Source organism: Vibrio sp. VB16 (genome assembly GCF_015594925.2).
Lineage (GTDB): Bacteria > Pseudomonadota > Gammaproteobacteria > Enterobacterales > Vibrionaceae > Vibrio.
This window is the reverse complement of sequence record NZ_CP087590.1, coordinates 2,520,689-2,540,581: the sequence shown is the minus strand read 5'-3', so window position 1 is coordinate 2,540,581 and position 19,893 is coordinate 2,520,689. Positions and strand designations below refer to the sequence as shown.

At 40.9% G+C, this 19,893-nt stretch carries 17 protein-coding genes and 1 tRNA gene; 13 read left to right on the top strand and 5 right to left on the bottom strand.

Annotated elements, in window-relative coordinates; all coding sequences use genetic code 11:
- Positions 1-58: 58 nt before the first annotated feature.
- From IUZ65_RS11475 to IUZ65_RS11435, 9 genes are all read left to right on the top strand, one after another.
- A complete protein-coding gene (locus IUZ65_RS11475) occupies positions 59-1,033 on the top strand; it encodes a sugar kinase (RefSeq protein WP_195703855.1) in 975 nt (324 codons plus the stop codon).
- Complete coding sequence (locus IUZ65_RS11470; RefSeq protein ID WP_195703854.1) at positions 1,026-1,652, top strand: bifunctional 4-hydroxy-2-oxoglutarate aldolase/2-dehydro-3-deoxy-phosphogluconate aldolase; 627 nt, start codon at positions 1,026-1,028, stop codon at positions 1,650-1,652. Before IUZ65_RS11475 ends, IUZ65_RS11470 begins: the two co-directional genes overlap by 8 nt.
- Before the next feature lie 26 nt (positions 1,653-1,678).
- Positions 1,679-2,581 carry a 2-dehydro-3-deoxygalactonokinase gene (locus tag IUZ65_RS11465; protein ID WP_195703853.1) on the top strand — a complete coding sequence of 301 codons (903 nt, stop codon included), beginning with the start codon at positions 1,679-1,681 and terminating at the stop codon, positions 2,579-2,581.
- Entirely contained in the window at positions 2,574-3,233 is a 660-nt protein-coding gene (locus IUZ65_RS11460) for a 2-dehydro-3-deoxy-6-phosphogalactonate aldolase (protein ID WP_195703852.1), read from the top strand. The genes IUZ65_RS11465 and IUZ65_RS11460 overlap by 8 nt, the downstream gene beginning before the upstream one ends.
- A gap of 659 nt (positions 3,234-3,892) precedes the next feature.
- Positions 3,893-4,753, top strand: coding sequence for a MurR/RpiR family transcriptional regulator (locus tag IUZ65_RS11455; RefSeq protein ID WP_195703851.1), 861 nt, complete (start codon positions 3,893-3,895; stop codon positions 4,751-4,753).
- Between the two features lie 197 nt (positions 4,754-4,950).
- Positions 4,951-5,472 carry a TRAP transporter small permease gene (locus IUZ65_RS11450; protein ID WP_195703850.1) on the top strand — a complete coding sequence of 174 codons (522 nt, stop codon included), beginning with the start codon at positions 4,951-4,953 and terminating at the stop codon, positions 5,470-5,472.
- Positions 5,469-6,746: a TRAP transporter large permease gene (locus IUZ65_RS11445; protein ID WP_195703849.1), complete on the top strand. Its 1,278-nt coding sequence runs from the start codon at positions 5,469-5,471 to the stop codon at positions 6,744-6,746. Before IUZ65_RS11450 ends, IUZ65_RS11445 begins: the two co-directional genes overlap by 4 nt.
- Positions 6,747-6,836: 90 nt before the next feature.
- The gene (locus IUZ65_RS11440) at positions 6,837-7,886 is read left to right on the top strand and encodes a TRAP transporter substrate-binding protein (protein WP_195703848.1); all 1,050 of its coding nucleotides are present in this window, start codon (positions 6,837-6,839) and stop codon (positions 7,884-7,886) included.
- Positions 7,887-8,274: 388 nt separating this feature from the next.
- Complete coding sequence (locus tag IUZ65_RS11435; RefSeq protein WP_195703847.1) at positions 8,275-8,673, top strand: DUF3568 domain-containing protein; 399 nt, start codon at positions 8,275-8,277, stop codon at positions 8,671-8,673.
- Positions 8,674-8,740: 67 nt separating this feature from the next.
- Here the strand turns inward: IUZ65_RS11435 and IUZ65_RS11430 are convergent, their stop codons facing one another.
- Positions 8,741-9,634 carry a LysR family transcriptional regulator gene (locus IUZ65_RS11430; RefSeq protein ID WP_195703846.1) on the bottom strand — a complete coding sequence of 298 codons (894 nt, stop codon included), beginning with the start codon at positions 9,632-9,634 and terminating at the stop codon, positions 8,741-8,743.
- A gap of 91 nt (positions 9,635-9,725) precedes the next feature.
- Here IUZ65_RS11430 and IUZ65_RS11425 point away from each other — a divergent pair, with 91 nt between their 5' ends.
- Entirely contained in the window at positions 9,726-10,646 is a 921-nt protein-coding gene (locus IUZ65_RS11425; RefSeq protein WP_195703845.1) for an NAD(P)H-binding protein, read from the top strand.
- Positions 10,647-10,701: 55 nt separating this feature from the next.
- Here the strand turns inward: IUZ65_RS11425 and IUZ65_RS11420 are convergent.
- The 3 genes from IUZ65_RS11420 to IUZ65_RS11410 all read right to left on the bottom strand — a co-directional run bounded on the left by IUZ65_RS11420 (position 10,702) and on the right by IUZ65_RS11410 (position 12,982).
- Positions 10,702-10,792, bottom strand: a tRNA-Ser gene (locus IUZ65_RS11420).
- Between the two features lie 143 nt (positions 10,793-10,935).
- Positions 10,936-12,735 carry a DUF3413 domain-containing protein gene (locus IUZ65_RS11415; RefSeq protein ID WP_195703844.1) on the bottom strand — a complete coding sequence of 600 codons (1,800 nt, stop codon included), beginning with the start codon at positions 12,733-12,735 and terminating at the stop codon, positions 10,936-10,938.
- 19 nt (positions 12,736-12,754) lie between these two features.
- Positions 12,755-12,982: a YejL family protein gene (locus IUZ65_RS11410; RefSeq protein WP_195703843.1), complete on the bottom strand. Its 228-nt coding sequence runs from the start codon at positions 12,980-12,982 to the stop codon at positions 12,755-12,757.
- A gap of 84 nt (positions 12,983-13,066) precedes the next feature.
- Between IUZ65_RS11410 and yejK the strand changes: the two genes are divergently transcribed.
- Both yejK and asd read left to right on the top strand, forming a co-directional pair.
- Complete coding sequence (gene yejK, locus IUZ65_RS11405) at positions 13,067-14,074, top strand: nucleoid-associated protein YejK (RefSeq protein ID WP_195703842.1); 1,008 nt, start codon at positions 13,067-13,069, stop codon at positions 14,072-14,074.
- A 326-nt stretch (positions 14,075-14,400) separates the two neighbouring features.
- Positions 14,401-15,513 carry an aspartate-semialdehyde dehydrogenase gene (gene asd, locus IUZ65_RS11400; RefSeq protein ID WP_195705094.1) on the top strand — a complete coding sequence of 371 codons (1,113 nt, stop codon included), beginning with the start codon at positions 14,401-14,403 and terminating at the stop codon, positions 15,511-15,513.
- A gap of 100 nt (positions 15,514-15,613) precedes the next feature.
- Here asd and IUZ65_RS11395 read toward each other — a convergent pair whose 3' ends face one another.
- Positions 15,614-16,465, bottom strand: a complete 852-nt coding sequence (locus IUZ65_RS11395) for an ion transporter (RefSeq protein ID WP_195703841.1) — start codon at positions 16,463-16,465, stop codon at positions 15,614-15,616.
- A 579-nt stretch (positions 16,466-17,044) separates the two neighbouring features.
- Between IUZ65_RS11395 and adhE the strand changes: the two genes are divergently transcribed.
- Complete coding sequence (gene adhE / locus IUZ65_RS11390; protein WP_195703840.1) at positions 17,045-19,729, top strand: bifunctional acetaldehyde-CoA/alcohol dehydrogenase; 2,685 nt, start codon at positions 17,045-17,047, stop codon at positions 19,727-19,729.
- Positions 19,730-19,893 lie beyond the last annotated feature (164 nt).

Here is a 19,893-nt window from a genome sequence, read left to right as displayed (position 1 = left end):
TAACCTTGGATAGATTAAATTCCATGGGTCTATCACTCACAACTATTGGTTGAATAATATGGATCAGAAAAAAATCAATATCGCGTTAATAGGCGAATGTATGACTGAGTTTAACGGCACTCTATTTGGAAATATGAAACATTATTTTGGTGGTGACACGTTGAATGCGGCGGTTTATCTTTCGCGGTTAAATAATAACGAAAAATATCAAGTTAATTACATTTCAGCGGTAGGGGCCGACAAATTAAGCAACTACATGCTTAAAGCTTGGAATAATGAAGGTGTAAACACTGAAAATGTATTAATTGACTCAGTACGTTCAGTTGGTGCGTATTTAATACAACTTGACGAGTTTGGAGAACGTTCATTTCAATACTGGCGAGACAACTCAGCCGCTAAGTATATGGTGTCGCATGAGAACTTTCAAAAGGTTGCATCTTCACTTGAAAATATGGATGTAATCTATCTCAGTGGAATTAGTCTGGCCATTCTTCCGGTTGATGACTGCGCGTGTCTCATCTCTTTATTAATCCGCCTTTCGAAACAAGGAAAGCAGATTGTTTTCGACACCAACCATAGGCCTAAGTTATGGGAAAGTAATGGTGGAGAAAGTCGAGCTCAAGACATTTATTCACAGATATTTGCTATCAGCGAATTAGCCTTATTGACGGATGACGATGAGATGCAACTGTGGGGAGACAAAGATGCAGACGCCATTCTTAAAAGATTGAAAAAAACAGGGCTTAGAAATGTCGTCCTTAAGCAAGGAAAAGACGGATGCATCTACCAGAGTTTTATTCACGAAGATTTTGCCGTTGTCGGTATTGAGAAAAGCGTACAGGTAGTGGATACAACCTCGGCGGGTGACTCGTTTAACGCTGGATATTTAAGTGGTTATCTACGCGGCTTATCACCACGTACTTGCGCACAAATAGGTAACCAGGTAGCTGGCGTCGTTATTCAACATAAAGGCGCACTAATAGATAAAGCACATTTAAATGATGTAATCGAGAGAATGAATCAGTATGAATAATCTAATAGAACAAATGGCGGCAATTAAAATTATTCCTGTCATTGCAGTGGATAACGCGAGAGATATTATCCCCTTAGGCAAGGTACTCGTTGACAATGGTTTACCAGCCGCTGAAATAACCTTTCGCTCCGATGCGGCAGAGGAAGCGATCCGCCTGTTACGCCAGTCTCAACCAGACATGTTGATTGGAGCCGGAACGGTACTCAATGAGATACAAGTTTTAGCGGCCAAAAATGCAGGTGCAACCTTTGTTGTTTCTCCGGGATTTAATCCGAATACGGCTTTGGCCTGCATAAAAAACGATATCCCTTATATTCCGGGTGTAAATAATCCATCCACAATAGAAGCCGCGTTGGAAATGGGCATAACGATGCTTAAGTTCTTTCCCGCTGAAGCCTCGGGTGGGTTAAGTATGCTTAAGTCCCTCCTTGCCCCTTATGGTGACATTCAAATAATGCCAACAGGCGGCATTAACCTGAATAATGTGCAAGATTATTTATCAATCGATCGTGTTGTCGCGTGTGGTGGAACCTGGATGGTAGATAAGAAACTTATCGAAGAGAAAGACTGGGAACAGTTAGCAAAACTCACTAGAGAAGCGAGCCAGCTCGTTAATTAGGTGGTGTCTTCCCTGTAAGGAAAAATATGAATAACTCAGAGATACAATTCTTAATTATTGATTGGGGGACGACCAATTTTCGTGCTCTCGCGATAGGAGAGAATGGAAAGGTTTTGGGACAATATCAACAAAAGTTAGGTTTGTTGCAGGTAGAGAACCGCCAGTTCTCTCAGGCCTTAGCGGGTGTGTTATCTGATTGGCTTGGTCAGTACCAACACCTCCCAATATATATGGCGGGAATGATCGGTTCGGCTCAGGGATGGGTAGAGACCCCTTATGTTCCAGCCCCTTTATCAATGACCGACCTTGCAAGAAAAGCCCACCAGTTTTCACTGCCATGGGGAGGTAAGGCGACGTTAGTTCCAGGGGTTAGTCACAAGGATCATAGTGATAGCTATGATGTGATGCGTGGAGAAGAAGTCCAACTGTTTGGTTTACAAGTGATAATCCAAAAAGAGAGTTTTCATGCTGTATTTCCCGGTACCCACAGTAAACATATCGTTTTAGACAACGGTAAGCTGATTGATTTTTCTACCTACATGACAGGAGAGTTATTTTCACTCCTTATTAATCATTCAATACTGGGTCGAGGTTTGCCAGAGCCTGTAGAGTCACATGACTCTTTCTTCAAAGGTATAACCAATAGTTCAGAGCCAAATCTACTGAACCGATTGTTTTCTGCCCGAACCGTTCGACTATTTGAGCTGGTCGAAGAATCGCACATTCAAGATTATCTATCTGGCTTATTAATAGGCTATGAGTTGCGCTCGCTAGCGAGTGACAGTGTCTACTTAGTTGGGGATCCTCTTTTGTGTGAACGGTATGAGAAAGCGTGCCAAGCCTTAGATATCGAATTTTGTACTATTGACGGTAATCACTGCTTTTTGGAAGGTATGTTACAAGTAAAACAGGACATAAAAGATGAATAAGTGTAAAGCGACAATAAATGGAGCGCTTCCTCTAATAGCGATATTACGAGGAATACTACCCAAAGATGCAATACGCATAACTCGAATATTAATCGACGAAGGATTCTCATTTATTGAGGTACCTTTGAATAGCCCACAAGCTTTGAAGAGCATACAAAAGTTAGTAGATTGTTTTGGTTCAGAATACTTTATTGGCGCTGGTACGGTAACGACTGCCGAAAAAGCGGAAGCAGTCATTTCGACAGGTGCGAATTTAGTGGTCACCCCCAACCTAAACGAGCAAGTAATTCGGTTGGCTAACGAAGCTAATTGTGCTGTCTTCCCAGGTGTCGCGACACCAAGTGAAGCGTTCTCTGCTATAGCGTTAGGTGTTACAGGTATTAAGTTGTTTCCTATTTCAGTCATGGGGTTGGAGGGGTTCAAGGCACTCAAAGCAGTCTTACCTGAAGATACGTTATGTCTGCCTGTTGGAGGTATCAATCCAAAAGTAGAAAGTATGAAACCTTTCTTAGATAGTGGTGCCTACGGGTTTGGGTTAGGTGGTGCTCTCTATACGCCAAGCATGAGTGATGAAGAGGTCAAAATGAACGCCAATGCCTTCATTAAGGCTTACCATGCGTCACTAGAGATGAAAGACGGCTCTTCTATGTAGTTATCATTAGCATAAGACTAAGCACGCGCCCTGATTGAGCAAGCCGTATTCCTGCTTGCTCAATTTTTTCACTTCTTATAAGGCACAGGGAATACTCACCACGAAAGACCAACCGACGACAATATATTCTTATTCATCCTTGGCAATATAGATTAGCTTTCGTCAATATTACCGAGCTGAAACACTATTTAAGTTAACACTAATTTTGTGATGTTGATCTTTATTAATATATGAAATAAGAACGCCACAAATAAAATAAACCTAATTTTTCATTGTGATTTCGAATCAAAAATTAACGATGATTGTTCACAAGCTAAATTAATTCCCGTCTGGCTTTGTTAATTTGGTCTGTTGTACAGCGTAAAATATCAATTGTGTATTTAAGAATAGAGTTACAACCAAACTTAATTGTGAGAAATGACGCAAATGGTTGCGTTTTTTTGTGAAGTGAACGGCCTTGTTCGATACTTTCTATCATTGACCCGATGCTTTTCTTTCATTCATCTTTTGGTTTTATCTAATTGTTTTTTAAGAGTATTGTGATATTTCACAATCGATGATGATAGAAACTATCACAATTTAAAAATTTAGTGTGAGTAAGTTCGCAGATATTATGACCACAAATTAATAAATTGAACACATCAACTAAGGGAATATTAATGACATATGAAATAGATATTGTTTCTCGTATTCATGATGCGTTTGTTCAACTTAGAGACGCGGAGAAAAGAGTAGCAAAAGCGATTACAGAAAATATTACTTTCTGCGCAAACGCGAGTATTACTGAAATAGCTAAAAAGGCCGGAGTAAGTGAGGCATCTGTGACTCGATTTGCAAAAGCGATTGGATGCAAAGATGTTCGTGAATTAAAAATAAAATTAGCGCAATGCCAAAGCTTAGGGCAAAGATTTGTAACTAACACCGTATATTCTGATACTCAAGGTTTGTTTCTCGCTATTCATAAAACGCTGGATCGCCATGAACAAATGGTTTCTGAAAAAATGATCGAAAAAGCGATTGGATACATTGAGAAATCGAAGCAATTGGTGATCTTTGGTAGCGGTGGTTCATCAAGTGTGATGGCTCAGGAGGCTCAAAACAGGTTGTTTCGCCTTGGTATTACTTGTTCAGCATTAAGTGACAGCATGATGGGAAGAATGACAGCCTCAGTAATGCAGACAGATGATGTGCTAATGGTGTTCTCTATTTCAGGCCGGACACCAGAGCTTTTAGAGATAACAAAAATAGCCAAGCAATACGGTTCAAAAATCATTGCCTTCACCAGCGCTATTTCTCCGTTGGCTCAGCTCGCTGACGTTACTTTCAAAATTGAAATAAGCGAAGGGGATGATATTTTTCGGCCGACAACATCTCGATACGCGCTTATGGTTCAGCTGGATGTGCTTTCGATGAAGTTGGCTCATAAAAGAGAAAAGATTGTACAAGAAAATTTGCGGAAAATTAAACTAAACCTTGATGCTCATCGAGGAGGAAGTGGAAGGCTACCGTTAGGCGACTGAATGTCTCTAATTCTAGGGCAGGTCTTTGGACCAAGCATTAATGGATTATATTTAAATGTAAATACTGAACTAAAAATATCGGACTAAACACACTGGAACAGATGTACGTAATTGGCGCGTAAAATAATAAATATTACATATGATGACCAAATTCTGTTTTTAATTTTAAGAATTAATAAGTTATTAGAGGGTGACCTATGGGTGCCATTAGGAAAAATGTTTACGATTTTGGTAAGGCAGTAAATAAAGTCAATCAATACGGAGTCGGCATATTGATGGCGTTACTAATTATCGATGTTTGGGTTGGAGTAGCGGACAGGTATCTATTTCATTGGCAGCTTTCATGGGTAGAAGAACTTGCGCGATATATTATGATATGGGGCATTTTATTAGCGGTTCCTTGTTGTACATTCGGAAGAGAACACATGGGGCTTGAATTTGTTGTTAAACGATTGCCATTGAATATTCAAACAATATTAAAGATTACTATGAGTTTATTAATGGTGCTGTTTTTTAGTTATATTGCCTATGCAGGGATTGCTTATATGGAAAAAGGAGAGCAGCAATTATCTACTGTCTTTGCTCTTCCTATGTCGTACGCTTATGCAGCGATCCCGGTTACCTTTTTTCTTAGTGCATTCCAAGCATTGATCGTTTTAATTCAAGACATATCCGAAATAACGAATACCCCGAATGCTTTGTTAGGAGAAGAATCATGATCGTTGGCATACTCTTTCTTGGGTTATTGTTACTAGGTGCACCAGTTGCATTGTCTCTAGGGATAGCAGGTTTAAGCGGAATGTTTGATGTAGGAGGCATGCATTTCACCTCTTTGGCTCCAAGTAAAATATTTAATGGCCTGAATATCTTCCCTTTTCTTGCCATGCCCTTTTTTATTCTGGCCGGTGAAATAATGAATCAAACTGGCATCACCAGTCGTTTGGTTTTGCTTGCTGAATCTTTAGTGGGGCACTTCAGAGGAGGCCTTGCACACTCGAATATGCTGGCGTCTGTATTCTTCTCTGGCATTACAGGTTCAGCGACCGCAGACGCGGCAGCGTTTGGGCGTACGTTGGTTCCAGCAATGGAAAAACAAGGCTATACCAAGTCTTACGCATGCGCAGTAACAGCGGCGGGTTCTATTATTGGGCCAACCATACCACCATCAGGGTTAATGGTTGTGTATGGCTCTTTAATGGGTGTCTCTATTGGTGGTTTGTTTGCCACGGGTATATTACCGGGTCTACTTGTCTGTGCTGTCTGTATGGCGATCATAGGGATTACGGGTAAGAGTAAAAACTTACCTAAGATGGCTCAGCGTGCGTCTCTTTCCGTTGTTCTGATGCACTTTAGAGGGTCATTTCTAGCCTTATTAATGCCAATCATTATTTTGGGTGGCATCGTTTTCGGAATAGTGACACCGACGGAAGCGGCTTCAATTGCTGTTGGGTATGCTTTGCTTGTTGGTTCACTAATATATAGAAACCTAACCTTAAATTCGTTATTTACAATGATGATAAGAACCGCTCAGATATCCGCAGTAATATATTTAATTATTGGTTCAGCTTCTATATTGGGTTGGTGGTTGAGCTTTAACCAGATACCACAACAAATTGCCGATATATTTGTGGGCTTATCTAGCAACCCCGATGTCATCTTGCTACTAATAATTTGTTTGTTGCTAACCGTAGGCATGATTATGGACATAAATGTCATGCTTATTATATTGGCACCTATATTAGTTCCTCTAACTCAAGAAATTGGGATGGACCCATTACATGCCGGTATCGTATTTGTTTTGTCCCTCAATATATCATTGATGACACCACCTATTGGCGCCTGTTTATTTGTACTGTCATCGGTTACCGGAACAAAACTTGAAGCGATTGCAAAAGATTTAATGCCATTTTTAATAGGAGAGTTAGCTTTATTATTTGTCATTGCTTACTGGCCTGGCTTGGCGTTATTTATTCCTAGATTACTAGGGTACTAGTAACAATTAACATCACTTAATAATACTGAAAATACTGAAAATACTGATTATTTTCACCCTACACATACTCTATGATTGGAGAGTCATTTAATGAAAACTATAACAAAAACGTTGCTGGCAACAGTAATACTAACTTGCACTGTTTCTTCACAAGCTTTGGCTGAGAAGGTTATCCGTTTTGGTCACGATAATAAAGCTGACATGATGGAAAACCCTGCTCACGCGTTTACTGGTGTCTTTAAAAACATCGTAGAAACCGCATCTAATGGTGAGATAACGGTTCAGGTATATCCTAGCAACCAATTAGGCTCTTCTAAAGAACATATACAGATGGTGCGAGATGGTCAATTGCAAGCCACGTTATCATCGGTAGGCGCTGTAGCAGGATATTATCCACGCATTGGTGTGTTAGATATTCCATTTGCGTTTGACAATAATGCATCAACCTATGATGTTTTAGACGGCAAATTTGGCCAAGTATTAGCGGATGATATTAGCGCAGAACTCGGGGACGTAAAAGTACTCGGTTTTCCAGATACAGGCGGTTTCTTTTCAATAACTAACTCTAAACGTCCTATCGAAACACTTGAAGATTTTAACGGCTTGCGTATCCGTACAATGACACTGCCAACGCACCAGACGATTGTAAAATCGCTTGGTGCAGAAGCTTACCCGTTAGCGTGGGGTGAAGTGTATTCTGCATTACAAACTGGCGTAATTGATGGCCAAATGAACCCTGTACCAACCGTATCATTTGCGAAGTTTAATGAAGTTCAAAGTAACCTGACGTTAACTAACCACCTATTTGCCCCATATACGTTTATGATGAACAAAAGCTTTTATGACAGCTTGAACGCGGAAGAGAAGAAAATCATCCGTGATGCAACACAAATAGCCATGAGTGCTAACCGCGGTCTGTCTCGCTTAATTGAAGCGTCTTCAGATAGAGGTTTGACTGGTCTTAAGAAAGTGATGAAAGTTAATGCTCTATCACCAGCTGAGCGCAATAAAATGCGTGAAGCGACCCAACCTAAAGTTAAAGCGTTAATAAAGGAGTCTTTGGGTAACGAAGGTGTTGAATTGATGGACCTATTCCTTACAGAAGTCGATAAGGCTAACAAGTCTAGTTACTTGAAGTAAGACGTCCCTATAGAAGAGGCCTGTTGTTTAGGCCTCTTCTTCTATTCATCTATTTGTCTGTTTATCTCCTTCCTTTTTTATTGCACTTGCCGTCATGCTGTCGGCCTAATCCGTGGTTAAGCCATTTATTCTCTACCACCTTACTTCCTTGAGTTAATTCACATGACGCTGTTTAGATGGTGAATAGTCATGCTTTTCTGCCGCAATATGGCATATTTTATCTTGGTGTAGAATGAATTGGTTGAGGAAACGTCATTGACTTATTCATCGTAGACCTTGTAAAAATGGATGTTAGTTTGCCGAAATACCAAATTACAACTAAGTTATACAGAGACAGAACGATGCGGTGGATGGTTTCGTTCAAACTGTAAATATTTAAGGAGAGCATGTGAAAAAAGTTATATTTATGTTGTTAGCTTCACTTTCGATATCTGGTTGTGCAGGTCTTGGAGTGGCAACTGTTGGGGCGGTTATGTATTACAAAAGTCAGAACCATGAAGTCGCCTCCGTGGATATCGATGCACCAGCTAAAAATGTCTACCAAACCGCGCTTGAGATTGCGGCAAATAACAAGAATGTGGAGATTACTAGTCAAGATGACGCTTTATATTTGATGGACCTGAACCAAAATGGCAAGAGCGCAAGTATCAAGGTTTCGACCATTAATTCTACATTTTCAAAGCTCACAATCACCTCTGATATTACAATGGAAAACGAAATAACACCTTTGTCTGCCATATTAAAAATATGTGAAGACTTGAACGTAAAGTGTGCATTAAGTAAGTAGATTTATATATGCGTAATCAGATGATTGGATCCATTTAAGACCGAAGTAAAGGTACAGATCAGCAATGCTATTTCAATGCGTTCGTAAGTGTCTTTGCTAAATAGTCCATCATGACTCTTATTTTCTGATTGTGCTGTACGTCTCTATGACATACCAAATAAACGGGTAACTTTGGCAACTCAATGCCTATCTCAATTTTTTGTAATGAAAGCTTGGTTGCAAGCTCGCAATGTGTCACGACGATACCCCCATCATTTCGCGCCAATTCAATCTGAATAGGCATGAAATCGCAGCGAAGTTTAAAGTCCTCGTTCTTTAAGTTCCATCCCAACAATTGGCTACCTTGTTCTATTTGAGTGTCTCTGTCGTAACCAAGTATTCGATGTTCTAAGAGTGCCTCTGGGGAATGTGGTGTCCCAACATTTTCTAAGTAGCCGCGACTTGCATAAAACCCAAGTGGTATATCAAAGAGGTGTCTAGCGACAAGATCTATCTGAGTCGGTCGAAACATTCGTATCGCAACATCTGCATCTCTTTTATCTATGTTTGAAGCTTGGTTAGTCACCTCTATCTCAACGCTTATATCGGGATATTGGTTTAGAAACGTCGGGAGAATATTAGGAAGGTAATAATTCGCCAGCAGTTCGTTAGCGGAGAGCCTGAGCCTACCTGACAATGCAGTGGTGTGCCCACCAACAAGTCGCTGAAGCCGAAATGCCGAGCTCTGCATTAGCTTTGCTTCTTCTAGCAGTATCAGCCCGAACTCAGTTAACGTAATTCCTTGTGTACTTCGATTAAATAAAGCTTGTCCAAGCTGTTTTTCTAGATCCACTAACTGCCTGCTAAGTGTGGGTTGAGAAATAGCAAGCGTTGAAGCGGCTTTGCTAACCGTTCCAGATTCAGCTGCAGTAACAAAATAGTGCCAGCTTTGCCAGTTAACCATTACTGTCTGATTATTCATTTTTGCATATCCATTCGTCATTTTTGGTGATTCTTAAGTCTTAATATGAATAGTAAAGTATCAACACGGTGTAAATCAATGAGTAACGAATATGAAAACAGCTTTGATATTAGGAATTACAGGAAAATTTGGTAGAGAGATGGCCATGGCGCTGACAAATAAAGGTTGGAATGTTAAAGCGATAGTAAGAGGTAGAAAGCACTTGACGGAGCAACACTTAAACTACCAAATTGTCGAAGGAAGTTATCAAGATAAGGCTCTGTTAGAGTCCGAATCTGAAGGTGTTGACCTAATTGTTTATGCGATTAATTTACCGTATCCAGATTGGCATCGGTTAGCGCTTAGCATGTTGGAGCCCGTTGTTCAGTTAGCAGAACGTAAAAAGTACCATGTATTATTTCCAGGTAATGTGTATAGCTATGAACCGAGTTTAACGCCTATAACTGAAGATGCACCGATGGTCGGTGTGACACCGAAAGGTGAAATTAGGAAAGAGATGGAATTGAGGTTGTTGGCAGCAGCAAATAATGGTGCAAAGGTGACAATTATTAGGGCAGGGGATTTCATTAGTGAAGGCGAGGGTGGGGAGTGGCTAAAAATGATGCTTAAAAAAAGAGGCAATGAACGCTTTGTAATGCGTCAACCTCATTCTTCGACGCACCGTCATTTTTGGAGTTATTTACCTGATTTATGTACCAATGCGGTGAGTGCGGTGGAACAACAGAGTCTCCAATATGAGTTATGGCACGACTCTGGGTTGGTGTTGACAGGTAAAGACTGGCAGCATGCGTTCAAGGTTATTGGATACAAACTCGACCTCTCTGATTTCCCTTGGTGGAGTTTGTCTATTCTGGCCTTTTTCGTCCCTCTAATAAGAGAGGTCAAAGAAATGAAATATTTATGGGAGAAAGAGCTAATACTGGATGGAGGTAAGTTAAGGAGACAACTGGGAACCGAATTCAAGCATTCGACGCTTGAAATGATAGTGGCACAATTGGTTAGAAAGTCATAATTATAAGTACTGTTTAAAACGAAAAAACCCACTGCAAGCAGTGGGTTTTAAAATGTGGCGGAGAGATAGAGATTTGAACTCTAGAAGGGCTACAAACCCTTGCCGGTTTTCAAGACCGGTGCTTTCGACCACTCAGCCATCTCTCCGTGTGGAACGCATAATATAGGGGTTAGAATTACTTGTAAACCCCTGATATGACTGTTTGATGTTTTTTTGTGCAATCAGTGCGACATCTGTCTCTGGACGAGTAATAGATGGCTTGATTACCTCTTTAATTACATCGTGATAATTATTGTTCGGACTCGTAAAAACGTTTTAGTTCTGATAGGCCGAGCATCAATATTGATAGCTTAGTCTTCGAGTCTTTTTCTCGTTTATAGTTGTCATCGTACACTTTGTAGTTTCCATATTTGTCTACTACGGTTGTGTAATCGTCCGTAATCAATGCGATATCAATACCATCACCAGCCAATATCCATTTCCGTGACGACTTATTTAGTAGGCTTTTACCACTGCTATAGTCTTGCGGGTTTGAAGAAACACCAAACAGATCCTGTAAGAGCGTGGTTGAAATGTCAAAATGACTCGTTTTATGAGCGTGCAGTTGAGCGGGTTTGTTTGGCCAGTGTATCACGAGCGGTACATTCAACTGGTAGCGGCTGTAATTTGAGTCGGCTCCCCAACTATTGGATTTTGTTTCATTAAACTCAATTCCGTGGTTGGAGGTGATAATTACAATTGTGTTATCCGCCAAATCCTGTTCGGTAAGGGTGGTAAACACTTTTTCTAATTGCGAATCTAAGTCTGTACTGGCTTGAGAGTAGGAGGCCTTGAGTTTATCGGTTGGAGAACCCGTTGCCGTTTTGTTCTCATAAGACTCGTAATCGCTTATCGTAGAAAGTTCAATATAGCTAAACCATGGCGATTTTGCGTTGGCTTCAAGCCAAGTTGACCAATTTGAAATGGTTGTCTCGTCTTTACCATCTTCCGATAGATCAAATGCAGATTTGGTCGCGTTCAGTATTGTGGATTTAGACTCATTGTTGTCTAACTGCTCACTACCGAAAAATCCAAATTGATAGTTTCGCTTCGCCATTTCTTCTATAACTAGTGGCGGTAGATCTTGCGAAACAAGGCTCTTCTTATAGTTACCCGGAATCCCATAAAAGAGCCCAAAGAGACTGCCAGAGTCGTTATTCGAGCTGTAATGATCGGTAAAACGAATATTTTCGTTAGCATAGCGTTCAAGGTTTGGCATGGCTTCATCGGTAACGAAATCAGCCCTTAGGCTTTCAACCATGACAATGGCAACGTTGTAGTTTTTTGCCTTACTATTGTATTTCAATGGCTCAAGAGGATATCTAACCAATGGCGTTAGTTTTTCATCTTCCTCTAGGCGCTTATTATATTCTGCGGTGTCTATCAGCCCGTGTTTCTGCATAAAAGTTCTCGCTGTCATTGGATAAGAGAGCGGGAAGTTGGCTTTTTGGGCAGTAATGGGCTTATAGAACGAAATGTCAGCCCAGATATACATTAAGTGGCTGGAGATAAAGCAGACAAAAAATAGAACGGTAATTGAGCGTCCTACCCGTTTATTGGTCAGTTTTCTCTGTTTACGCCAGATCCATTCTGACTGGGCCAGCTGCAATAAAAAGATGACCGGTAACACGATAAACAACTGCTGAAGTTCGGTCGCAATGTTACTTTGATCTTTTTCAAGTAGTAATTCCCAAACAACAGGATTTAGATGCAAATGAATTTGCTGGTATGCCTGCGTATCTAATAGGAGAAGTGTTAACCCGACCGTTGCAAAACACACCGCTACAAAACGGTACAGTTTCCTAGAAGGAATGACAAAAGAAAGTGGAAAGAGTATGAGTAGATAGAGGGCGAAAATTAGAAAGCTAAAATGCCCAATCCATGACCCCACCAAATATAATTGGCCAAGGATGGTTTCGGGCCAAGGTGATTGGCTAATGTAACGCGTGCCTATCAACATAGCGGCAACTATGTTGAAAAAGGCAAACCAATGCCCCCAACTTACTAGTCGAGAGACTCGGTCACCGTATGTATTTCCGCTATCTACCATTTAATTTCTTTCTTATATATTAGTGAGTTTTGCTTTCTTCCATAGAGGAAAGAAGTGCTTGTGCAAATTTTTCTGCTATTGCTTTGCGTTGCGTTGCAGGCACATTGGTGTTCAAGACGTTGGTAGCAATATTGCCAGCAATCATAAGTGAAAGCTCTGAACTCGCACCGTGCTTGTCTAATACGGCTGCTATTTCAGTGAGAATGACTTCAATCTGGTCATCGCTATATTTTGATGTAATCGGCATAGTAACTCTAATAATGATAGTGAAAGCGGCTTATGATAACCTACTCTTCATCACAACTGAAATCGAAACCATAATTTATTCGCTATGAGCCTAAATATATCTAATGTCATCTTACATCAATTAACTAAAAATGATCAGGATGAACTAACCGTCAACTACCGGACGGAATCCCTTGAAAATAATCGTTTTTCCGAAGATCTCGTGTCAGAGCTTCACCGTGTTTTTAATGCAAAAGCAGGCAAAGGTTTTGCCGCCTTTCAATCTGACAGCAACTTTAAGAACTGGTTGCAAGAACTTCGCCAAGGAGAGAGAAGTTTTTACGATTTTTCTCAAAATTGTGCGCTGAGATTAAAAGAAGAACTGTCAAAGTATCCATTTGCAGACGAAGGTATTTTGGTCCTGGCCGAATATCAGTCACTTGCAACTGACTATATGTTCATCGCATTATTGCCATCGCATCAGAGCTTAAAGGTAACAGAAGGGCTTGATATCAGTGCTACGGACTACCTTGATATTAGCAAGATGGATATCGTGGCACGAATAGACTTATCTACGTATGAGACAGATTCTGAGTCAAACCGATATCTTTCTTATATAAAAGGAAGGGTCGGCAGAAAAATCGCCGATTTCTTTTTGGATTTCCTTCAAGCTGAAGTGGGTTTAGATACGAAACATCAGAACTTGGTATTGATGCAGGCGGTTGACGATTATTGTACCGATGCGCAGCTTGATAAAGAAGAAACCACAAGCTACAAGAAACAAGTATTTGATTATTGTAACGAACAGGTCAAGGCTAATGAAGAGTTAGAAGTTAAAGAACTATCTGGCGAGTTACCGACAAGTACCGATGGGACAAGCTTTTTGGATTACACCGAGGAGCGTGGCTATGAATTGGAAGAAAAATTCCCTGTAGATAGAAGCACCGTGAGAAAACTGACCAAGTATGTTGGTGCCGGCGGTGGTTTGAGTATTAATTTCGACAGTATGTTGTTAGGTGAACGGGTTTTTTATGATCCTGAAACGGATACGTTAACCATCAAAGGCACGCCTCCAAATCTAAAAGACCAATTGACGCGAAAGAACAATAGCTGATCAGTTATTGGAAGTAAGTTATTGGAAGTAAAAAGAGGGCGTAAGCCCTTTTTTTATACGTACGATTTGCTAATTGACGGTTAAATTGGCGCTAAAAACACATTTTATAGCGAATCCCCCACGCTCGTATTATATAAGACATGGCATTTTGGCCGCGTAGCGACAAGCCTAACGAGAGTAATTATCAAATGCCTTTCTAGTAAACGATTGAAAATAGCCGATTGATTAGATTTTTTTGAGTTTCACATAAAAAAACTTGTTTTTTTATCAATAAATCATTAATTATGGAAGGAGATATATTGAATTCACACGGAGTGTAGAAAATGATGAGAGTAGGTCTAGTTGGCTGGCGTGGTATGGTCGGCTCTGTTTTAATGCAGCGTATGGTAGAAGAAAAAGATTTCGACCATATCGAACCCGTTTTTTATAGTACGTCTCAGATTGGTATTCCAGCACCTCAGCTTGGAAAAGAGACAGGGATGTTACAAGATGCTTTTGATATTGAGAGTTTAAAACAGCTCGATGCCATTATTACCTGTCAAGGTGGTGGTTATACAGAAAAAGTGTATCCAGCATTACGCCAAGCTGGTTGGAAAGGGTATTGGATAGATGCGGCGTCGACGCTTCGCATGAAAGACGATGCAATTATTACGCTTGACCCAGTAAATCTAGCACAGATTCAACAAGGCATCGTGAGTGGAACCAATACCTTTGTGGGTGGCAACTGTACCGTTAGCTTGATGCTGATGGGACTGGGCGGCCTATATGAAAAAGGCATGATAGAGTGGATGAGTGCAATGACGTATCAAGCGGCTTCTGGCGCTGGTGCGAAAAACATGCGTGAACTTATTTCTCAAATGGGCACCATTAGTGAATCTGTTAGTACAGAGCTCGCTGATCCATCTAGCTCGATCTTAGATATCGACAGAAAAGTGGCAGAAACAATCCGTTCATCCTCTTTCCCGACAGATCAGTTTGGTGTTCCTCTAGCAGGTTCACTTATCCCTTGGATTGATGTAAAACGCGATAATGGTCAGAGTAAAGAAGAATGGAAAGCGACAGTCGAGACGAATAAGATTCTTGGACTTGATCAGAGCCCTGTTCCTATAGATGGAACCTGTGTCAGAATCGGTTCAATGCGTTGTCACTCTCAAGCCTTGACCATCAAACTCAAGCAAGACGTACCAATGGACGAGATAGAAGACATTATCGCGTCTCATAATGAATGGGTTAAAGTCATTCCTAATGATCGCGACATTACCTCACAAGAGCTGAGCCCTGCGAAAGTAACCGGCACACTTTCTGTCCCTGTGGGTCGCTTACGTAAAATGACGATGGGTAATGATTTCCTGAATGCATTTACAGTTGGTGACCAACTGTTGTGGGGGGCGGCTGAACCGCTTCGTAGAACATTGAGAATAATTCTTGAATCAAAATAGGAGATGATTCGTCATTGAATTGTTTTTAATCAAGCTTTTTCATTGAAGTAAATATAGAACATATAAAAGGCGCATTACTTTTTAAGTTGCGCCTTTTTTTTTACTCATCATCTGCAGGCACTACTCGATTGTCCGGATCCGCAAGCTCACTGCCACAATGTTTACAAAACATAGAGTCAGGATCGTGTCCGCTTTTCATACAGTTAGGACATTTGACCAAACTTTTGTGCGAATTCATTTCTTGACTCAATTCGGCGGTAATAATACCCGTAGGAACGGCCAAAATAGAGTAACCCAATAACATCGTTATGGCCGCAACCGCTTTGCCCAACCCAGTTTGAGGTACCAAATCACCGTAACCAACGGTGGTAATGGTCACAATGGCCCAATAGATACTTTGAGGGATGCTGGTGAATCCGTGTTCCGGTCCTTCAATCACATAGAGCAAAGCACCAAAAATGGTGACTAATATGGCGACGGCGCTAAAGAATATAAATATCTTCCGGCGCGACATGAGTAGAGACCTAAGTAATATGTTGGAGTCTTGTAGGTATCTTACAAGTTTTAATATTCGGAAAATCCTTAAAACTCTTATCAATCGAATCACGGTCATGAAAGACGCAGAAGGGAAGATGATCGTCAAATAGGTAGGGAGGATAGCGAGTACGTCGATGATGCCATAAAAGCTTTTGGCATAAGCGGTAGGTTTTGGTGAACACCAGAGTCGAATTAAGTACTCAATAGTGAAGAGGCCAGTGAACCCATACTCTAAGAAATGAAACGTGTCTGACCACTCTCTGCTGATAGAAGAGACAGAATCGAGTAGTAGCACCAATAAAGAGAGCAAAATAGCGACAATGACGCATATGTCGAAAACCTTTCCTGCGGTGGTATGGGTACCAAATATAATGACATACGTTTTATGCTTAAGCGTTTTATTCCCTTGGTCCATTTTGCACTTTTATCCTAGTTTTGGGTTGTGTTCAATTTGAGCGATAACACCGTCTAGTATAGGGAGGTTCTTCTGTAGAAAGAAGCGAGGGACGTAATCACCTATAACAATTGGTGAATATTTTGTTAAAAAGCGCACATTTTTGAGAAATATGGCCATGTTAAGTGGTGTTGTCAAAAACAAGCTATATACTGCTTAGTAGCACGTCGTTCTTGTGGTTAAGTTGGTTATTTGTAAGTAAAGTGAAAGTTTTTTACGAAATCTGTTATTTAAGAAACACTTACATGCCTTAGGTTATATTTTTTTTGAACATTAAATTTTTTTATTTTTATTTTTAAAAACAAAGTGATAGACTCGATTGTAGAAGTTAGTTACCCCTAATGAGGTAATTAGTTTTTCAGAACTGATCTGAGTCAATTAATTTCAAGCTGTGAAATATTATACTCAGTACTGAAAGCAATTTACTAAGTTTGTAGTGTTCTTTCACTTTACCTCAAATGGTGAATGAACGATTCAAAGCAAGAGCTCAACAGCCTTAATAAAGAGTTTTTAATATTTTTTAATTTATGGAGATTAATTATGCCTGTAACAAATTTGGCTGAACTAGATGCTTTAGTAGCACGAGTTAAAATCGCACAAGAAGAATTTTCTACCTTCTCTCAAGAGCAAGTAGATAAAATTTTCCGCGCGGCTTCTCTTGCTGCTAACCAAGCTCGTATACCTCTTGCACAACAAGCGGTTGCCGAGTCTGGCATGGGTATCATTGAAGACAAGGTTATCAAAAACCACTTTGCTTCTGAGTTTATCTATAACAAGTATAAAGATGAGAAAACGTGTGGTGTATTAGACGAAGACGTCAGCATGGGAACCATGACTATTGCAGAACCAGTCGGTATTATCTGTGGTATCGTTCCAACAACTAACCCAACGTCAACAGCGATTTTTAAATCTTTAATCTCGTTAAAAACACGTAATGGTATCATCTTCTCGCCACACCCACGCGCAAAAAACTCGACTAACGATGCAGCAAAAATTGTATTAGATGCAGCAGTAGCAGCGGGTGCGCCAAAAGATATCATTGGTTGGATTGACCAACCATCTGTAGAGCTTTCAAACGCGCTTATGAAGCATGACGGTATCGCTCTTATCCTTGCAACTGGTGGTCCAGGCATGGTTAAAGCCGCTTACTCTTCTGGTAAGCCAGCTATCGGTGTTGGTGCAGGTAACGTTCCAGTTGTTATCGATGACACTGCAGATGTTAAACGTGCAGTCGCTTCTATTCTTATGTCTAAAACGTTCGATAACGGTGTTGTTTGTGCTTCTGAGCAAGCCGTCATCGTTATGGATGAAGTATATGACGAAGTTAAAGCGCGTTTCGCTTCTCACAAAGGTCACGTATTAAGCAAACCTGACGCAGATAAAGTACGTAAAGTACTGCTTATCGACGGCGGACTTAATGCTAAAATTGTAGGACAACCTGCGACAGCAATCGCTGAAATGGCGGGTATCAAAGTTCCTGCGGATACTAAGATTCTTGTTGGTGAAGGCCTTGGTGAAGTCTCTTATGACGACGAGTTCGCTCATGAAAAACTCTCTCCAACGTTAGGTATGTTCCGCGCGTCTTCATTTGAAAACGCGGTAGCTCAAGCGGTTACAATGGTAGAGATTGGTGGCATCGGCCACACTTCTGGTCTTTACACTGACCAAGATGTAAACGCGGATCGTATTCGTTACTTCGGTGACAAACTTAAAACAGCTCGTATTCTTATAAACATCCCAACTACTCATGGTGGTATCGGTGATCTTTATAACTTTAATGTTGCACCTTCTCTTACGCTTGGTTGTGGTTCATGGGGTGGTAACTCTATCTCTGAAAACGTGGGTCCTAAACACCTAATCAACAAAAAAACTGTTGCTAAGAGAGCTGAAAACATGTTGTGGCATAAACTTCCAAGATCAATCTACTTCCGTCGTGGTAGCCTTCCAATCGCACTTGGCGACCTAGAAGGTAAGAAACGTGCGTTCCTTGTAACGGACCGTTTCCTATTCAACAACGGCTACGCTGATGAAATCGTAAACCTACTTAAAGCACAAGGTATGGAAGTTCAAACTTTCTTCGACGTAGAAGCAGATCCAACGCTATCTGTTGTTGAAAAAGGTGCCGCTCAAATGCAAAGCTACCAGCCTGACGTTATTCTCGCTCTTGGTGGTGGTTCACCGATGGATGCTGCGAAGATCATGTGGGTTATGTATGAGCACCCAGATACAGCATTTGAAGAACTAGCAATGCGCTTTATGGATATCCGTAAACGTATCTATAAGTTCCCTAAAATGGGCAAAAAAGCAGAACTTGTTTGTATTACCACTACTTCAGGTACTGGTTCAGAAGTGACTCCGTTTGCCGTTGTTACTGACGACAAAACAGGTGCTAAGTATCCTCTAGCGGATTATGAGCTAACACCTCAGATGGCTATCGTTGATGCAAACCTTGTAATGAACATGCCTAAGTCTCTAACTGCATTTGGTGGTTACGATGCCGTAACTCACGCACTAGAAGCTTACGTTTCAGTACTTGCGAACGAATACTCAGATGGTCAAGCTCTTCAAGCGCTTAAGATGCTTAAAGAATACCTACCTTCAAGCTATGCGAACGGTGCAAATGACCCAATCGCTCGTGAGAAAGTACACAATGCAGCAACAATCGCGGGTATCGCGTTTGCTAACGCATTCCTAGGTGTTTGTCACTCAATGGCGCACAAGATTGGTAATGCGTTCCATTTGCCACACGGTCTTGCTAACGCACTACTTATCTCGAACACCGTTCGTTATAACGCAAATGACAACCCAACTAAGCAAACTGCATTCTCACAATACGACCGCCCACAAGCGCGTCGTCGTTATGCAGAGGTTGCTGACCACTTGGGTCTATCTCAAGCTGGCGACCGTACCGCTCAAAAAATCGAGCGTCTACTTACTTGGTTAGAAGAACTTAAGGTTGATTTAGATATTCCTTTATCAATCAAAGCGGCGGGCGTTTCTGAGGCTGATTTTGTAGCACAAGTTGATGCGATTTCTATCGACGCGTTCGATGACCAGTGTACTGGTGCGAATCCTCGTTACCCGCTAATTTCTGAGCTTAAAGAAGTACTATTGACTTCTTTCCATGGTCAGCCGTACGTTGAAGGTGAAACCTTCGAAGGTACAACGGTTATCAAGAAGAAAGATGATCAAAAGCCAGCCGCTATAATAGCGAAGAAAAAGTAAGTCTTGTTGAGTTAGAGAGTTTTCGCTAGCACGTAATTCTCTCAATATAGAGACAAAAACCCATTGATTATCTCAATGGGTTTCCTAAGTTCTGAACATAAAAAAACCCATTGATTATCTCAATGGGTTTTTTTATGTTCAGAACTTAGGAAACCCGATGTTTC